Below are 16,941 nucleotides of genomic sequence, written 5' to 3'. Positions count from 1 at the left end.
AGCTCACCACTGTAAAAAAATGTAAATTAAGGCCCATGCGCCAAGTCCATGAATAAGCCAGAAGCGTGTTACGATCTGGATTTCGCTCCATCCCGAAAGTTCAAAATGATGATGAAGGGGACTCATCTTAAAGACCTTTCTTTTAAATTTATGTATAGCTACAAGTTGTATGGATACTGAAAGTATTTCTATACCAAACAAAAAACCTAATGGGATAACAGCAATTATAAAATCACTAAAGACACATAGAGAAACAAGCATTCCTGCCAAAAAATGGGATCCCACATCACCCATAAAAACTGCTGCAGGGTAGGCATTATACCAAAGGAAAGCCAGACTCATAGAGAGAGTGCCAAGTGCGCAACCCCGTACAGCCGAATTTCCAGGAAACCATGTTAAAAACATTACAAGAGAAATGATCGTAGCGCCAATAGCCAGCCCATCAAGCCCATCAGTTACATTTACAGCGTTAAGCATTCCGATAGTTAGGATAGCTAAAAAAGGAACGGCAAACCACCATGGAAGCAGAACTCCTGGACAAAGGCTCACTCCCTGCTTCCATGACATTAGAATAGCCCAGGGGACAACAATAATAATCTGAATGACAAGCTTAACAAGACTCGGGAACCCCTCACTGCTGCGGCTCTTAAATTTGATCCAGTCGTCAGCAAATCCTATTAAGGCAGCCCCCCAGGGCAAAAGCCATATTATAAAGACATCCCAAAAAGCGGCCCATCCCATCACAACTATGACTATAAGGGTTATAAGAGAAGCTAATATAAACATAACCCCACCCATAGAAGGCGTTTTGCTTTTCGTTTCAATATGATTTTGTGGCCCATATTCCTTTTGTACCTGGGTCATATTCCAGCAATTAGAACGTTCTATCCAATCTCTTTCTAAGAAAAATGCACATAGAAAAACAACACCGAAGAGAAAAAGCGAATTCACGACTCTTGCCCCTCCATAAGAATTAATACGACTTTTTCCAGATGGTGGCTATGGGACCCTTTGATGAGCACCCCATCCCCAGACCTTATCATTTTAGCCAGTTCTACAGCAAAGGATTGCACTTTTGATACAATAACTATTTTACTCCGTTCATGTTCTGGCATTTTCTCCAGCGGCACTTTCCATTCTTCTCCTACTAGGAAAAGAGCATCTAAAAAATGAGTGCTCCTTAATATTTCTTCATGAAGTACGCTTTCTTCCTTCCCTAACTCTTTCATACTGCCAAGGATCGCCAATTTGCGCCCCTTGACCTCTACAGTGGAAAAGGTGTTCAAAGATGCTTTCATGGAAGAGGGATTGGCATTATATGAATCATCAATGATGACCGCTCCAGCTCTTGTTGAAAAGACCCTTCCTCTGCCTGGAAGTGAAGTCATGGTCTCCAGGTTTCTCAATGCCTCTTCAAGAGGGTACCCCAACTCCCTATAAAGGGTTAAAGCGTAAACTAGAGAAAGGGAATTATGGGTTCCCCATAGGCCGCAATACAGATCTGAAATAACGCCATCTTCCCATCGAATTGTAGTTTTTAGGCGTGGCAGATTTTCTACCAAATCAAAAGTAGATTGGCAAATTCGAACTTCGCCCTTTCGAACTCCTACTCCAATCTTCTTGCAGGTTCCATAAACTTGTCCTGCTGCATTGGCGAGGTTTTCATTATCAGCATTAAAAATGAGGGTTTTTAAATGAGGAGACCTGGTAATCTCCATTTTGGCTGCTATAACTCCTTCCAATGTTACCAAACCTTCCAGATGGGCAGAGCTTACTTCTGTAATAATGCACCTTGTTGGAGGAAAATACTGAACCATCTCTTCTATTTCCCCAGGTTTATTTGTTCCCATCTCCAGTATGAGGACATTCGTCCCTGCCGGCATCGCAAGGATTGTAAGAGAGCATCCGATGAGAGTGTTAAAACTTTTCTCAGCACCGAAAACAAGTGGCATTCCCTCAAAGCATTTCTTTAATACTTCTCTTGTGGTAGTTTTGCCCACACTTCCTGTAATAGCTATCACTTCATCTGGCAAACACGCAGAAAGATAAGCCGAAGCCATGCGTGCTAAATCCACAACAGAGTCATTCACTTCAATAACTGCTCTATCCCGAATTGACAGTCCTTGGGGGATCCGTCCTTTTTCAGCAATGATGAGAGAAGCCCCCTGATGTAAAGCATCCTTAATATAATCGTGCCCATCTTCAGCATTGCCGCGTATCGCTACAAAAGCAGCTCCCGGCCGAACTTCTCTGCTGTCGGCAGTAAAAAAGTCTGGAAGGATAATGTCTTCTCCCCACCACGAAGCACCGATAGATTCCGCCAGATCAGAAACTTTCCATAACTGCCATTTCACTTTATCTCCACCTCAATCCCACATCTAGGGCCCACTGCTGAATAGCATGCGAGTCATTGTATTCTATTTTGTTATTATCCATAACAATAAAACGTTCGGGCCCTTTACCTGTCACGACAACCACGTCACCGGGCTTAGCCATGGAGAGAGCGGTCCGAACTGCTTCATTCCGATCTAAAATGCGGTAATGGGGTGGAGCTTCAACAACACTTGCTATGCCCTGTTCTATTGCTTCCGCTATTTTAGCAGGATCCTCACTCCGCGAATTATCCATGGTTACAATAATTATATCGGCTAGCCTGGCTGCAACTTGCCCTAAAAGCGGGCGGTTGGCCTGGTACCTTTCGCCTCCATGGCCAAAAACAGAAATAATTTTACCATGGCAAACCTCTCTCAGGGCAGAGAGGACATTTTCTAAAGCATCTGGTGTGTGCGCATAGTCCACCACTCCACAAACTTCGTTCTCAAAAAAGTACTTTTCCAATCGGCCAGGAACCTGGGGCATAGACTCTAGCCCTTTCTTTATAACAAGGGGGGCTACTCCCATTTTATAGCAAATAGCCATAGCGCCTAAAGCATTGTATATATTGAAACGTCCTGTTAAAGGCAAAGTAATATCTATGGGGTCTGAGTTGAAAAACTGCACTTTCATAGAAAGCTCCGATAGTGTCATATAAAAATTCTGAAGTTGCACGTCGTGGTGTCTTGTGGAGTCTAGACCAAAAGAAAGGCATTTCTTTCCATAGATTCTGAGCAGCCTTCTACCATATTCATCGTCACTATTCACTGCCCCACACCAATTTTCTGAAACATACTCTTCGAAGAGCTTTTTCTTTGCCTCAAAATAATGCTCCATATCTTTATGGTAATCAAGATGTTCTGGGGTTAAATTGGTAAAGACCATCCCTTGGAAAAGACAACCATTTAAGCGCCCCTGGTTTGCCCCGTGGGAAGAGGCTTCCATAATAACGCTTGTACAGCCATTTCTTTTCATGCGGGCAATAAGTCTTTGAACGTCACAGCTTTCAGGGGTTGTCCGATCTGCCTCCTGCTCCTTTTCCCCATCTGCATAGACAATAGTCCCCATCAATCCGCACTTTTCACCAGCTTCTTCAAGTATGCTTCGGATCATATATGAAGACGTAGTTTTACCATTAGTACCAGTAATGCCGTATAAAGAAACTTGTTTAGATGGAAAACCATACACAGCTGCCGCGGCAAACCCCATAGCCCAACGGGAGTTTTCAACTATAATCTGCGGCACTTGGAGAGGTAGGGCATGCTGGCAAAGCAAAACCGCTGCTCCTCTTTGCACTGCATCTGAAGCGAAACTATGCCCATCATGTTTTTCACCTGGGATGCAACAAAAAAGGCTGTTCTCTTCACATTGGTGGCTCTTATTAAACACGTCCCAGAGAACAAGAGATGGATTTGAAATGTTTCGTGCCTCTTTTAACAAGTTTTTTTCTTTTAAGGCCTTGAGAACCAACTGTAAAGTCGACATAAATTATATATGCCCCTCTCTATCACTTGTCTTTCTACAGGTTAAGCAAAGCCATATCTTCTACTATTGCTTTGAAAACCGGCCCTGCCACATCGCCGCCATAATATCTGCCTTTAGATGGCTCTCCTATAACTATGAGCATGACATACTGTGGAGAATCGTAAGGCCAAAACCCCACAAACGAGGCGACCCACTTTTTTTTCGCATAGACCCCTTTTTCTGCTACCTGTGCTGTTCCCGTTTTTCCTGCGACAGAAGTTACAGCAGTATTCGCCGACCTGCCAGTGCCATTAATCACGGCTTCTCTCATTATCTTTCTCAGCCAGGCTGCTATAGCTGGAGTCACCACTGTTCGAACATTTTCTCTCTGTCCTTTATACACAGTTTTTCCTTTCGTATCTGTTACTTCTGCCACAATGTAAGGACGCAAAAGCTCCCCCCCATTTACTATGGCATTTATAGCGGTGAGAAGGTGAAGAGGTGTTACCCCTATTCCTTGTCCTATAGCAATATTTGCTGGTACAACTCCTCTCCACTGGTCAGGGGAAGGTAAAAGTCCTGCTTCTGCTCCATTGAGCTCTATGCCCGGAGTCTGGCCAAACCCCCATTCTTTAAGGCAGTTGTACATATTAAAAGGGCGAATACGTAATCCTATTTGAGCCATTCCAACATTGGAAGATTTTACCACGATATCCCCTAAAGAGAGTTTTCCCCAGCTATGATTTCCTGACTCGGAAATAGACCCATCAGCAACCTTGATCTTATGAGGAGTTTTTATGATTTCTGAGGGATACGTTGCCTTCCTCTCAAGAGCAATCGCAACGACAATGGGTTTAAAGGTTGATCCTGGCTCATATACCCGGCTCACGGCATTATTAAATATTTTTTTTGTGTCAAGCAGCTCTGTCCTATTGTTAGGATCAAAAGTTGGCATGCTGGATAGGGCTAGAATTTCCCCTGTATGCGGGTTCATGCAAATAGCAGTTCCCCAGTGCGCATTATGCTGATCTACTGCTTCCTGAAGACGTCGCTCAACGATGTACTGAATTCGCATGTCCATGGTAAGTCGAACTTTTCCTTTGTGCTCTATTTTTTCAAGGTCCGACAACCTAGTAGAAACATCAATGGCACGGCCTGAAATATCTTTAATAAAAAGCCTTATTCCCGGGGGAGAATATAGGGCCTGATCCCAAACGAATTCAATTCCAGAAAGTCCCCTATCGTCAATATCACAAAAGCCTAAAACATGTGAAGAGAGATTGTTTTGGGGGTAAATGCGTTTTTTTTCTTGCAGTCTGTAAAGACCAGGTAATCTCAATGCTGCAATAGCATTAGCATCTTCCTGATTGAGTTTCCGTGCCACCCAATGAAAGCGCCCAGATAAAGGAGACGAAAATTTTTTAATTGTTGCAGAAGGAAGATGTTTGTTTAGTGCCTGTGCATTTGAAGGGTCCCAAAAAGCCGGGTCAATAAAAAAACTATAGGCTGGCACCGACATAGATAAAGGGTTACCATAAATATCAACAATAGATCCTCTGGTTGTACTAACAGGAACTTCACTCCAGTACTGCCTTTGTGCCTGGCGGACTACTCTGCTGTCGGGCAGACAATGAACAAAAAAAAGACGAACCAGAACCGTCGTAAAAGCGATAAATACTGCGAACCAAGGGTTAAAAAAAAAGGTTTTTTTCATCTTATCGTTTCCATATTACTTTATTAACTACAAAGGACAAGAATACTACTATTCTTTAGCAGTAGCTTGGGACGAGAACAAAGAAAAGAGAAATCCCAGCCGATGCTCTCTCCGGACAGAAGAAGCCATAGTTTTCTGAGATTGGTGTAAAGGGGGAGACATCGCTACGTGAACTTTCTCGCTACGGACATTTGCTATCATACCTAATTTTTTCTGTGAATATCCGTAAATCGCTTCCGGAGATGTAAGAGTGGAAAGTGCACGCCGCATATCTACCTCTTGCATTTCGTAGCTTTCTATTTGCAAATTAATTTCATTAAGACGGGCCTCAAGCCTGTTAGCGTAAAGTCTCAAAACTCCTAATCCTACAAATGAAACTACCATAATAAAAACAAACACCACAAAATACGGACTTACTTTTACCTTTGAATCACATCTTAGGTCCCATGCCTGAGTGTTATACACGGTCAATCCACCTCCCCTTTAGAACTTTCTCTCTAATACTTTTTCCTAAAAGCACGAAGTTTTGCGCTTCTTGCCTTGTAATTCTTTTCTACTTCTTCTTCAGATGGTTTTAAAGGCCGCCTTGTTAAAAGATCACCATGATCTGATGTTTTCCAGTCCTTCATTGCATACTTAACTATACGGTCCTCAAGTGAATGGTAGCTAACAACTACAATAACCCCTCCGGGAGCAAGGCTCTCGAGTGCCCCTTGAAGCCCCTTTTCAAGCTCCTGGAGTTCATCATTTACAAAAATGCGTAATGCCTGAAAAACTTTTCGAGCAGGATGCCCTCCCATTTTTCGCTGCACAGGAGCCGGTAGCGATGACCTGATAGCTTCTACCAGCTGAAATGTCCGCTGTATTGGCCCATTTTTTTCGCGAAATCTTACTATGCCGGTGGCAATGCGCCTTGAATATCGCTCTTCTCCATATTTCCAGAAAATATCGGCAAGCTCTTTTTCTGAAAAGGTATTTACTATTTGTGCAGCTGAATATCCGCTTTCTCCAGAAGTTCCTTCCATTCTCATATCCAATGGACCGTCATTCTGAAAAGAAAAACCCCGTTCTGGCGAACTAAGCTGGAGATTAGAAACCCCTAAATCGAAAACTATTCCATCTGGTTCTGCATTTTCCTTTGATAACACCATTGCAATAGCACTAAAGGGACTATTGTAGATATGCACCCGCTCTGCAAAGGAGACGAGCCGTTTTTGAGCTAAAGAAATAGCTTGTTCGTCTCTATCAATGCCTACTAACAGCGTTGCCGGAAAAACATTCAGTATTTCTTCTGCGTAACCCCCTAACCCCAAGGTGGCATCCACTATCATTTGAGGAGATTCTACATTTTTTAAACTTTCAATGACTTCCTTTAACATAACAGGAATATGTTCTACCATTAGAATCCCTCTATCTCTTCCGCAATAGCAGGTAGCGCTTCCATGACCTGCAGGCTATACTCATCCCATAGCTGTTTATCCCAAAGCTCTATGTGATCGCTGACTCCAACAAAAAGAGCATCTGACTGAAGATTTGCATGATCCCGCAGAAGTTGGGGAATCAATATTCGACCGGCATTATCTATTGGAAGTTCGTGGGCACTTGCTAACATGACGCGCATGAGACCTCTCGATTTACTTTTAGAGAAAGGAAGTTCTTGAAGTTTCTCCAGGACTCGGCTCCAATGGTTCATCGGGTAGATTGATACACATTGGTCAATGCCTATAGTGGCAACCACACACTGGCCTAACTCCTGCCGAAACTTTGCAGGAAGGACTGTTCTCCCTTTTGAATCGACCTTGTGTTCATAGGTTCCCATTAGCATGGGGACTCCTCCCACTTTATGACATTTCCCTCCACTTTCTCCCACATTAACACCCTTTTAAAAAAATAAATAAGCCCTAAGACCCCTGTTTAATACTTAAATATGGGTCTTAGGGCTTATCTTCATTAATTTAAAATAAAAGGAGCATTTTATAAGCCGGGTTCTGTGTAAAAGATAATCATTTATCTGGGAAGGACTTTACAGTACTTCTCAAGCGACCGTACCCAGGGGTCAGCGGGCAGCCTCATCCCCCTCTATTCGGTCTTGCTCCAAGCGGGGTTTGCCAAGCGTACCAGTCACCTGTCACCTGGTGGGCTCTTACCCCACCCTTTCACCCTTACTTCTCGAAAGAAGCGGTATATCTCTGTGGCACTTTCCTTTGGTTCGCACCAACTGGACGTTATCCAGCGCTTTGCCCTGCGGAGCCCGGACTTTCCTCCATACCATTAAAGGCACAGCGATTATCTAAAATACTCCTTTTTTATTTTAGCACGATTTAAAGATAGTTGTTCTTTAAAAGCTTAGAGAGCAGAGGGTTAACCCTCTGCTCTCTAAAGTTTAGTGCGATCGTACAATATCTTTGATCTTCATCAACCGGCTAAGAGTGGAGCGTTCTTGCTCATCGAGCTTCATAGTTATATAACGAATTGTTTCGTTAAAGTTTGGAATCATTACGTGCTCAAGAGCATTGACACGGCGTCTTGTTTTTTCAATCTCAGATGCCATAAGGCGAATAGCCTTTTCTTTGGCTGCGAGTGCGATGAGCCTCGGGAGCAATATTGAGAACCTTTCAAGGGCTACATCAAGACTCCCCTGAGTGGTGGCAAGACCATAGCTAAAGGATTCCCCTTCTTGTTCCACTGTGTATTCCGGCACAACAACGCTCATAACATTTTTTCTTGCAACGCTGATATTACAGTGCGTACCTGAGATCATAAGCGCCTGTTCCAGCATCACTGGCAACGTCTGGGCACGAGCCAGAAGAAAACTACGATAACATGCCATCAATTCTGACTCTAACTCCTCGCGAAGTGCCTTTGCTTCTCGAGCTCGTTCAAGGAATGCTTTTATTAAAGCATCTTGTTTGTCTTTAAGAAGCTTATGCCCGCGTTTTGCAACAACAAGACGTTTTTTGAGACGTGACAGCTCCATCCGGTTGGGGTTGACGTTCAACCGAGCCATATTTCGTCCCCCCCTTTACTCTGTAGCAGAAACTGCTTCTTTGTTTGTCTCCTCTACGTGCAGCCTCGGGTTGAGATATTTCTCGATATACGCATCTCGGACACGTTTTAGTTCCTTGACTGGTATCATGGTCAACAGGTCCCAGCCTAATTCAAGAGTTTCTTTTACTGTACGGTTTTCATACTCTCCCTGTCGCACATACGTATCCTCAAACTTATCTGCAAAACTCGCAAAGGCTTTATCTTCTTCTGTCAAAGCACCTTCACCAAGAATGACAGCAAGTTCTTTTGCCTCTTTTCCACGAGCATAGGCCGCAAAAAGCTGGTTCATAAGGTCTGCATGGTCTTCTCTTGTCTTTTCTCTACCGATACCCTTATCTTTCAGACGAGAAAGAGACGGCATTACGTCCACTGGCGGGTAAATGCCTTTTCTGTGAAGACCGCGGCTTAATATGATCTGCCCCTCTGTTATATACCCTGTAAGGTCAGGAATAGGGTGAGTCTTGTCGTCTTCAGGCATAGTCAGGATAGGGATCTGTGTAATAGAGCCTTTTTTGCCCTTCAGACGGCCAGCTCTCTCATACATGGTAGCAAGGTCAGTGTAAAGATATCCAGGATAGCCCCGCCGACCCGGAACTTCTTTTCGTGCGGCGGATATTTCACGCAGAGCTTCGCAATAGTTCGTCAAGTCTGTCAGGATGACAACAACATGCATGTCCTGTTCGAAAGCAAGGTATTCTGCGGCTGTCAAAGCAAGACGAGGAGTGGTAATACGCTCTATTGCAGGGTCATCCGCCAAGTTAACAAACATTACAGTTCTCTGGATAGCACCTGTTCTTCTAAAGTCCTCCATGAAAAAAGACGCTTCTTCGAAGGTGATACCCATGGCTGCGAAGACTACTGCGAAATCTTCGTGACCACTGATAACTGTTGCTTGACGAGCTATCTGGGCTGCCATTCGGTTATGGGGCAACCCGCTTCCCGAAAAGATAGGAAGCTTCTGTCCACGAACCATGGGATTCATTCCGTCAATTGTAGAAATTCCGGTCTGAATAAACTCAGAAGGATAGTCCCTAGAAAAGGGATTCATAGGCATACCGTTAATATCCAGCTTTGCATCAGGAAGGATCGGAGCTCCCCCATCGATGGGCTCGCCGCGTCCATTAAAAATACGCCCCAACATATCTCGGCTCACAGGAAGGGTAAGAACCTTGCCAAGAAAGCGCAATTTCGTATTCTTAATATCAATGCCGTCCGTTCCTTCAAACACCTGAACAAGAGCTCTGTCAGACGTTATTTCAAGAACTCGGCCTCGGCGCATCTCGCCACTTGCCAGTTCTATCTCTACAAGCTCGTCATAGCGCACATCCTTGGTTTTTTCTACAACCAGGAGCGGGCCAGACAATTCTGTGATGGTACTATACTCTTTAGGCAGCATCACTATCGCCCCCCACTGGTATTAGTGCGTTGATCTCCGCTTTCATATCTCCATCAAGATTATCAAGCTGAGAGATCTCTTTTTCGTCAATATAGCGCATTCGTGCTATTTTTTCCCGTACTGGCAAATTGAACACTTCACTCATTGAAGCTCCCCGTTTCAGAGCATCCATGCCAAGGTGATGGAAAATAAGAATATTCTTCAACATCTTGAACTGCTTTTCCATAGAAGCGTATGTGTCCACTTCATGGAAGGCGTTCTGGTGAAGAAAGTCTTCTCTCAATGACTTCGAAGTCTCAAGAACCATACGTTCTTCCTTGGAAAGAGCGTCAACTCCAACGAGGCGCACTATTTCGCGAAGTTGATCTTCCTCTTCCAGAAGGGACATGCCCTCTACGCGCAGTGCGCTCCATTCATCGTCAAACTGAGAATCCCAATATTTATCGAGAGTGTCAGTGTACAGAGAGTAGCTGAGAAGCCAGTTAATTGCCGGGAAGTGACGCTGGTAAGCCAGACTTGCGTCAAGACCCCAGAAAACCTTTGTAACGCGAAGAGTATTCTGGCTAACAGGCTCAGAAAGGTCACCGCCAGGAGGTGAAACTGCTCCAATGGCTGTAACCGATCCTTCTCTTCCGTCGGAACCAAGGCAAATAGCCCGGCCGGCTCTCTCATAGAAAGAGGCAAGACGTGTCCCCAGATAGGCAGGATAACCTTCCTCGCCAGGCATCTCTTCAAGTCGTCCTGACATTTCTCTGAGAGCTTCTGCCCAGCGGCTTGTTGAGTCTGCCATCAAGGCCACAGAGTACCCCATATCACGATAATATTCGGCCATTGTTATAGCTGTGTAAATGCTTGCTTCCCGTGCTGCAACAGGCATATTAGAAGTGTTCGCGATAAGAACAGTACGTTTCATCAATGGCTCCCCTGATCGTGGGTCTTCCAGCTCAGGAAATTCAAGGAGAACGTCTGTCATCTCGTTTCCACGTTCGCCACACCCTACATAAACAACGATATCCGACTCAGCCCATTTTGCCAGCTGGTGCTGGATGACGGTCTTTCCTGAACCAAAGGGGCCTGGAACACAAGCTGTCCCACCTTTAGCTATAGGGAAGAAAGCGTCAACTACCCTCTGTCCTGTTGTTAGAGGAATAATAGGTGGCAAGCGTCGAGCCACTGGTCTTGGTTTACGGACAGGCCAGCGCTGTAACATAACTACGTTCTTCTCTTCACCGCTTTCATTCTTAATAACAGCGATTGTTTCTATAACTGTAAATTCGCCTTCCTTAATTTCAGAAACTGTTCCTTCTACGCCATAGGGAACCAGAATGTGATGTTCGACAAGGACCGTTTCTTTTACAGTTCCTAGAATATCCCCCGCATGAACTCTATCTCCGGCCTTGACTCGAGGTTCAAATTTCCACTTCTTATTTCTATCAATGGCTGGAACATCTATACCACGAGAAATAAAGTGGCTCTTCGCAGCATCTTCAATGAGGTTCAAAGGACGCTGTACTCCGTCATAAAATTGCTCTATAATTCCGGGTCCCAACTCGACGCTAAGGGGTTCTCCAGTACTTACGACAGGTTCACCAGGCATAAGGCCAGATGTTTCTTCATAGGCCTGAATCGAAGCTAAATCACCTTTTAATTCGATAATTTCACCGACAAGCCCTATATTGCCCACTCGTACCACGTCGTACATACTGGCGCCATACATACCCTTCGCGACGACGAGCGGTCCGGATATTTTTTCTATGGTCCCTCTAATGACCTTTTCCGTGGCCACAATCAATCGCCTCCAGCATAAAAAGTCTATTTCACAGCAAAGATATCCATCCCAACAGCCCGTTCCACACTATTGCGGATAGATTCTAATCCTGCTCCAGAACTGCCTTTAAGCCCTGGGATAGGTAACACGCTTACAGGGTATTCCTCGTTGATCTCTTCTACCATAGACATGTATTTTACGAAGAGAAACTCCTGTATAAAAACAACCGCATACTTCTCTTTGGCCAGCCGCAGAAGAAGAGATTCAAAGGTGTTGCTTTCTTCTTCAGAAATAACGAAAGGCCTGACTCCCACTGCCTGAAAAGGAAGAACGGTTTCGTATTCGCCTATGGCTGCCATAGGTTGGTTCATATCTCTAGCCACGACGCATCAACCTCCTCGTCAGGTCCATGTCCATGCCATTTGCCACAGAAACAAGAGCAATTCTCAGATTTTTTGCTTCTATCTCTTTTCTCCATAAATAGCTTAAGACATTTTCGGGAGCAAAAGCACCATACTTTGCTGTCTCCAGGATTCTTGTTATGTAATCATCCAGAACCTTCTCCATTTCTACCAGAAGAGCGTTCATGTCTGATCCGTCCTGTACATTGGACAGTACTTTTCCAATGTCAGCGTAAGAAAGAACCCTGATCCAGCCTTCCACTGGTTCAGAAAGTATTGCTAACAGTCTTTCGATCGACACAAAGCCACCATTGTGAAGATAGGGTTCAACTGTTGCAGTGTCTTTGTCCATTCTTTTCAGGCGAAGCATATTTCGCAAATTTTCTGCGTCTATTTTGCCCCGCACCCACAAAAGAGGAGTATCGAATTCCAGTTTACGGGCCATCTTCAACATCTCCTGGAACAGAATCTCGTCTAGGTAACACTCTACCTCAAGAATGTTGCGAGTCTGTTCCCAGAGAGCGAGGGCTCTTGGGAAAACACTATGAAGGCTATAAGGCAGCAATCTGAAATCTTCTGACTCCACAGCCATAATGAGATCATCTGTAGGAATGTTTCCCAAAGATGTTAAAAGTTCAAAGCGACGTTCCCCACTTTCGCGCTGAAGAATCTGGCTTTTTAAAAGAACTTTCACATTATGAAAATCATAAGGCAACCTGCACATCTCAACCAACGCAGAGTCTGGTGCAAATTTAGAAACCTCTTTATAAACATAATTCAGCTCAGACTCTATAGCCTTATCAAATTCCGCGTTTGTCTTAAGTTCAACAAGCCAGGACGCATAGACTGTTTCTCCGAGAACCTTCATGGCGCTATCAAGGTCTTCACAATCGATGAGTCTCTGCAGCACGCTATCATCGAGAAGGCGGCTTTCCATAGCCCGCAGGCGTGCAACTGTATATCCATACCGCACTGCTGTAGCCATGCTGCCTCACCTCCCGTCTACTCTGAGAACAGCCGTTTTGCAACGTCTGCCTCGATATCTTCTCTACTCCACGTAATCAGCATGTCAAAAACACAGACTGTGTCTATATCCCCTTTCCTGAGAATAAAACCACCAGAAAAAGGGGATGCTGATTTTTCTAAAGAGAGAGATGTCTTATGTTTTTCGTTATACCTCTTAAGCCACTCTTCGTTGAGGTTTTTCTCTTTTGGTGAAACAAGAAGGAATTCATCACCAGTCTCGACTGCTTTCTCGAGAAGAGCCTCACAGAAGGCCAAATACTTATCAGCAGGAAGAGAAGCTAAAGTTTTCAATGCTTCGTTAAAAGCAAGGGCTATAAGATCCTGCTGAGCTCCCAACATGATTTTCTTAACATCGAGGTTAGCAACTATTTCGCGCCGCTTGAGTATTTCCGGCTTTTCTGTGTTAAACCGCTCAATATAAGATGCATCGATTTTCTGGATTTCAGCATCAGCGTCTTTTTGAATTTTATCTGCTTCCAGTCTTGCGTTCTCAAAAATTTTTTCGGCTTCTTTCTTTGCGTCTGCCTCGATTTTTATCTTTATATCAGCCAAAGACATTACCATTCACCTCTGACTCAACGGTTAAATCTGAATTCCGTTGAGCAGAATAATGCTCATAAGAAGAGAAAGCACAGCATACGTTTCAACCATGGCAGGCAGAATAACAGCCTTACCGGTTTCTTCAGGTCTTTTAGCAATCATCTGAATACATGCCGCAGAGGTCTTCCCCTGAGCAATGGCAGAAAAATATCCACCTATCGCAACTGGAAGACACGCAAACATGATGCCAAGTCCCTGCCACACGTTTAAATCAACAGTTGCTCCGCCAAGAAGGCCTATTTTCAAGATTGCAAAAAAAGCAATAAGAAGACCATAGATGCCCTGGGTTCCTGGCAATGCCTGAAGTAACAAAACCAGACCAAACTTACCTGGATCCTCAGTCATTACACCAGCACCTGCCTCACCTGCAATGCCAACGCCTATTGCTGATCCTGCCCCTGCAAAACCTGCGGCTAGAGCCGCACCAAAAACTGACAACATAATTCCGAGAAGATTCATACTTACAAACACTCCCCTCATTCTATGAGCTTTATATGCTATTAAGATTTTTTTGTTTCTGAAATAGAAACAAAATGAGTTTTATACGTTAGCGGCATAAAACTTCTCCCGCCACCAGAGTAGAATTTACTGAAAAACTCAACGTACTGGAGACGTAAAGAGTGAACAAACGCGCCTAGCACATTAACTGCAACGCTAAACAAGTGCCCCCCTAAAATAAGGACAAGGGCTATAATCCACCCTACAAAAGGAATCCCTCCAGCGAGACCTGCCAACATATTGATTATGGAAGCTATAGCTGCGGAGGCAAGGCCAAGAGCAAGCAGTCGGCTATAGCTCAGCACATCCCCAAGATACGATGTCACATTGTATAGGCTGAGTACACCAGAAATGGCCTTTTGCGCTATGCCCGTTTTTGCCCTTCCTTGAGTAAGCACAAGCACTGCCGCTCCAAATAGAGCTAGCGTTTTACCCATACTGCCCACACTGCTGGATAAATTCCCGCTCACGCCCCCGCCTACAAGCAAGAGACCAACAAGGAAAACAATCCAACCGCCCTGGTCAGCAAATGCTCCCATGTAATCCTTTTTGCGAAGACAGTCAAAAAAGGATATGAAAAGACCGAAGAATAGCTGAACTACGCCCAATGCAAGAGAAACGAACAAAATAGACATCGGGTCGTCCATGGGATTGATCAACACTGGGATATTTTTGAGAGGACGCAAAAACTTAAATACCCCAAAGACATCGATCAGATCACCAAACCAGCTCCCTGTCAAAGCTCCCACTATGACTGTCGCAACTCCTGATAGAACAAATAAATTAAAAAATTGCTTAGTACCTTGAGGCATCCGCTTGAACTTCTTCAAAAAGAAAACGAAAAAGCCAAGCATAACCAGCCCATAGCCTCCATCCCCCAGGCACATGCCAAAGAAAACAAAAAAGAAGGGGGCAAGAAATGCTGTAGGGTCAAGTTCGCCATATTGAGGAACTCCATAAAGTTTGGTAAGGGTCTCAAAAGGAAGATTCCATCCCTTATTGACTAAAAGCGTTGGGGGTTCATCCTCTGGGGCAGGATCTGAAACTACCATCTCGAGGACAGATTCGTACGGGGCAAGCTCTGCTTTTAATTTTTTAACAGAATCTGCAGGTGCCCATGCCTTAAGGATTACTGTCTTTTCTGTGAACTTGCTGCTTCCTAGTGCTTCATAACGAGATTTTAGAATGTTCCAGTAATCGCTTAAAGCTCTTACTGTAGGAACCCATTCTTCCGCAACTTTTGAAACTTCTCCCAGGATTTTGTCTTCTTCCTGCTCTAAAGCTTCGCGCCGGGCATCAAAATTCACAAGTTCTTCCCCAACACTAAGAGTTAGATGGCCTGGGATATCGACGCGTGAAAGACTAAACTTTGAACACATATCCAGAGCTTTCTGCTCCAGATCCCTTCGATAGAAAATTGCCACCCACGCCTCTTTGTCTTTTTCCCCAAAAGAAGCGGTAAAACACTCCCCATTTTCACGAAGAACATCTGCAATTGCCTGTTTGCAGCTGGCCACATTGTCAACAGGCATAGTCCCAACAACACCCTTAACCGTCTGTGTCCCGTTAGATAAAAGATCCAAATCATAGGGCAACTCGGTAAGGTGGGAAAGAATAGATTTTGCCCCCTCAATTTGTGTAATCTCTGAGTGAATTTCTACAAGCCTACGTTCACGTGTACGCATTTCTTCCGCAAAATTCTTTATTTCTGTCTGCTCTGAAAGGTCTTCCAAATCTTGTACAGAATAGTTCGGCCGTTCACCCAAGGCTCGTGCCATAGGGCTAACGCTATCATTGAAATATGGTTCTAAAAAACGCAGAAGAAATCGTATTTCGCTGAGTAAACTATCGATATGTTGTAGACGAGACGGTGAATGATCCTCTGAATCATCCATATCCTGCCGAGAAATAATTTCGCAGGAACCTGCTTTCTGAAGGATGGCCAGCACATCCTCTATTACTGAGTTGTGAATATAAAATTCGAGTTTGTTAATTCTAGCCACGGCCATATCTAGCCATCACCTCTTCCGCAATCCAGGCAGCGGTCTTATTAACACGCCCCTGATGGCTATTTGTAAATGCTTTAGCACCTTCTTTTCCCTTTCGGACTATTTCCCCCGCCCTAGCTTCAGCCTCCTCTTCGACTTTCTGCAAATTGTCACGATATTTTCGGAAGGCCTGTTGTCTAGTTTCTTTGATTCGAACTTCTGCTTCATTTTTGGCTTCACTTATCAAACGTGCCGCTTCATTCTTTGCATCTTTGACTATCTGTTTCGCATCTGATTCTGCCTTTTTGATTTCATCGGCCAAGTTAGTTGCCATGCCATCCACCCCCCTTCCCCACTACAAGAAAGTATTCATCAGCGTAGGCTATAATCGGGTACAAAGCCGGAGTTATTGTAATACTCATAAAAATTTGTGTCAAACTTAGCAAATTATCAAATTTATTTAAGGCATAATAGCATCAAATAATAGCACTGATGGTTACGTTCTATATTTATCTGGATTGTTTGTTGGGGGGATTCTCTTTGAAATAAGCTGGAGCGGACAACGGGATTCGAACCCGCGACCCTTAGCTTGGGAAGCTAATGCTCTACCAGCTGAGCTATGTCCGCACCATCGATGAGACATTATAAACGCGTAATCCCCTTTT

Annotated in this window: 16 protein-coding genes, 1 tRNA gene and 1 other RNA gene; all 18 read right to left on the bottom strand. The window is 44.3% G+C overall.

Annotation, left to right across the window (positions count from 1 at the left end):
- Positions 1–3 precede the first annotated feature (3 nt).
- Positions 4–951 carry a phospho-N-acetylmuramoyl-pentapeptide-transferase gene (mraY, locus tag BUC50_RS01145; RefSeq protein ID WP_013048215.1) on the bottom strand — a complete coding sequence of 316 codons (948 nt, stop codon included), beginning with the start codon at positions 949–951 and terminating at the stop codon, positions 4–6.
- Positions 948–2,354, bottom strand: coding sequence for a UDP-N-acetylmuramoyl-tripeptide--D-alanyl-D-alanine ligase (locus tag BUC50_RS01140; RefSeq protein WP_013048214.1), 1,407 nt, complete (start codon positions 2,352–2,354; stop codon positions 948–950). The genes mraY and BUC50_RS01140 overlap by 4 nt, the downstream gene beginning before the upstream one ends.
- Before the next feature lies 1 nt (position 2,355).
- A complete protein-coding gene (locus tag BUC50_RS01135; RefSeq protein WP_013048213.1) occupies positions 2,356–3,858 on the bottom strand; it encodes a UDP-N-acetylmuramoyl-L-alanyl-D-glutamate--2,6-diaminopimelate ligase in 1,503 nt (500 codons plus the stop codon).
- A gap of 34 nt (positions 3,859–3,892) precedes the next feature.
- Positions 3,893–5,551: a peptidoglycan D,D-transpeptidase FtsI family protein gene (locus BUC50_RS01130; protein WP_013048212.1), complete on the bottom strand. Its 1,659-nt coding sequence runs from the start codon at positions 5,549–5,551 to the stop codon at positions 3,893–3,895.
- 48 nt (positions 5,552–5,599) lie between these two features.
- Positions 5,600–6,016 (bottom strand): hypothetical protein, encoded by a 417-nt coding sequence (locus tag BUC50_RS01125; RefSeq protein ID WP_013048211.1) that lies wholly within the window; start codon positions 6,014–6,016, stop codon positions 5,600–5,602.
- Between the two features lie 32 nt (positions 6,017–6,048).
- Positions 6,049–6,951, bottom strand: coding sequence for a 16S rRNA (cytosine(1402)-N(4))-methyltransferase RsmH (gene rsmH, locus BUC50_RS01120; protein WP_013048210.1), 903 nt, complete (start codon positions 6,949–6,951; stop codon positions 6,049–6,051).
- The gene (gene mraZ / locus BUC50_RS01115; RefSeq protein WP_013048209.1) at positions 6,951–7,376 is read right to left on the bottom strand and encodes a division/cell wall cluster transcriptional repressor MraZ; all 426 of its coding nucleotides are present in this window, start codon (positions 7,374–7,376) and stop codon (positions 6,951–6,953) included. Before mraZ ends, rsmH begins: the two co-directional genes overlap by 1 nt.
- Positions 7,377–7,513: 137 nt before the next feature.
- An RNA gene (gene rnpB / locus BUC50_RS01110) (RNase P RNA component class A) lies at positions 7,514–7,853 on the bottom strand.
- Positions 7,854–7,934: 81 nt separating this feature from the next.
- Positions 7,935–8,558: a V-type ATP synthase subunit D gene (locus BUC50_RS01105; protein ID WP_013048208.1), complete on the bottom strand. Its 624-nt coding sequence runs from the start codon at positions 8,556–8,558 to the stop codon at positions 7,935–7,937.
- A 15-nt stretch (positions 8,559–8,573) separates the two neighbouring features.
- The gene (locus tag BUC50_RS01100; RefSeq protein ID WP_013048207.1) at positions 8,574–9,995 is read right to left on the bottom strand and encodes a V-type ATP synthase subunit B; all 1,422 of its coding nucleotides are present in this window, start codon (positions 9,993–9,995) and stop codon (positions 8,574–8,576) included.
- Positions 9,985–11,781 carry a V-type ATP synthase subunit A gene (locus BUC50_RS01095; protein WP_013048206.1) on the bottom strand — a complete coding sequence of 599 codons (1,797 nt, stop codon included), beginning with the start codon at positions 11,779–11,781 and terminating at the stop codon, positions 9,985–9,987. Before BUC50_RS01095 ends, BUC50_RS01100 begins: the two co-directional genes overlap by 11 nt.
- A gap of 26 nt (positions 11,782–11,807) precedes the next feature.
- Positions 11,808–12,146 (bottom strand): V-type ATP synthase subunit F, encoded by a 339-nt coding sequence (locus tag BUC50_RS01090; protein WP_013048205.1) that lies wholly within the window; start codon positions 12,144–12,146, stop codon positions 11,808–11,810.
- Positions 12,139–13,149 (bottom strand): V-type ATPase subunit, encoded by a 1,011-nt coding sequence (locus BUC50_RS01085; protein ID WP_013048204.1) that lies wholly within the window; start codon positions 13,147–13,149, stop codon positions 12,139–12,141. Before BUC50_RS01085 ends, BUC50_RS01090 begins: the two co-directional genes overlap by 8 nt.
- Before the next feature lie 17 nt (positions 13,150–13,166).
- On the bottom strand, positions 13,167–13,748 hold the full coding sequence (locus tag BUC50_RS01080) for a V-type ATP synthase subunit E (RefSeq protein WP_286677054.1): 582 nt from the start codon (positions 13,746–13,748) through the stop codon (positions 13,167–13,169).
- Between the two features lie 24 nt (positions 13,749–13,772).
- Positions 13,773–14,249: a V-type ATP synthase subunit K gene (locus BUC50_RS01075; RefSeq protein ID WP_013048202.1), complete on the bottom strand. Its 477-nt coding sequence runs from the start codon at positions 14,247–14,249 to the stop codon at positions 13,773–13,775.
- Between the two features lie 41 nt (positions 14,250–14,290).
- On the bottom strand, positions 14,291–16,297 hold the full coding sequence (locus tag BUC50_RS01070; protein ID WP_013048201.1) for a V-type ATP synthase subunit I: 2,007 nt from the start codon (positions 16,295–16,297) through the stop codon (positions 14,291–14,293).
- Entirely contained in the window at positions 16,284–16,610 is a 327-nt protein-coding gene (locus tag BUC50_RS01065; RefSeq protein ID WP_013048200.1) for a cell envelope integrity/translocation protein TolA, read from the bottom strand. Before BUC50_RS01065 ends, BUC50_RS01070 begins: the two co-directional genes overlap by 14 nt.
- Positions 16,611–16,827: 217 nt before the next feature.
- A tRNA-Gly gene (locus tag BUC50_RS01060) sits at positions 16,828–16,903 on the bottom strand.
- Positions 16,904–16,941: the final 38 nt, after the last annotated feature.

Source organism: Aminobacterium sp. EBM-42, assembly GCF_001896635.1.
Taxonomy (GTDB): Bacteria; Synergistota; Synergistia; order Synergistales; family Aminobacteriaceae; genus Aminobacterium; species Aminobacterium colombiense.
The sequence above is the reverse complement of the archived record's forward strand: the minus strand, read 5'-3'. Positions and strand labels throughout refer to the sequence as shown.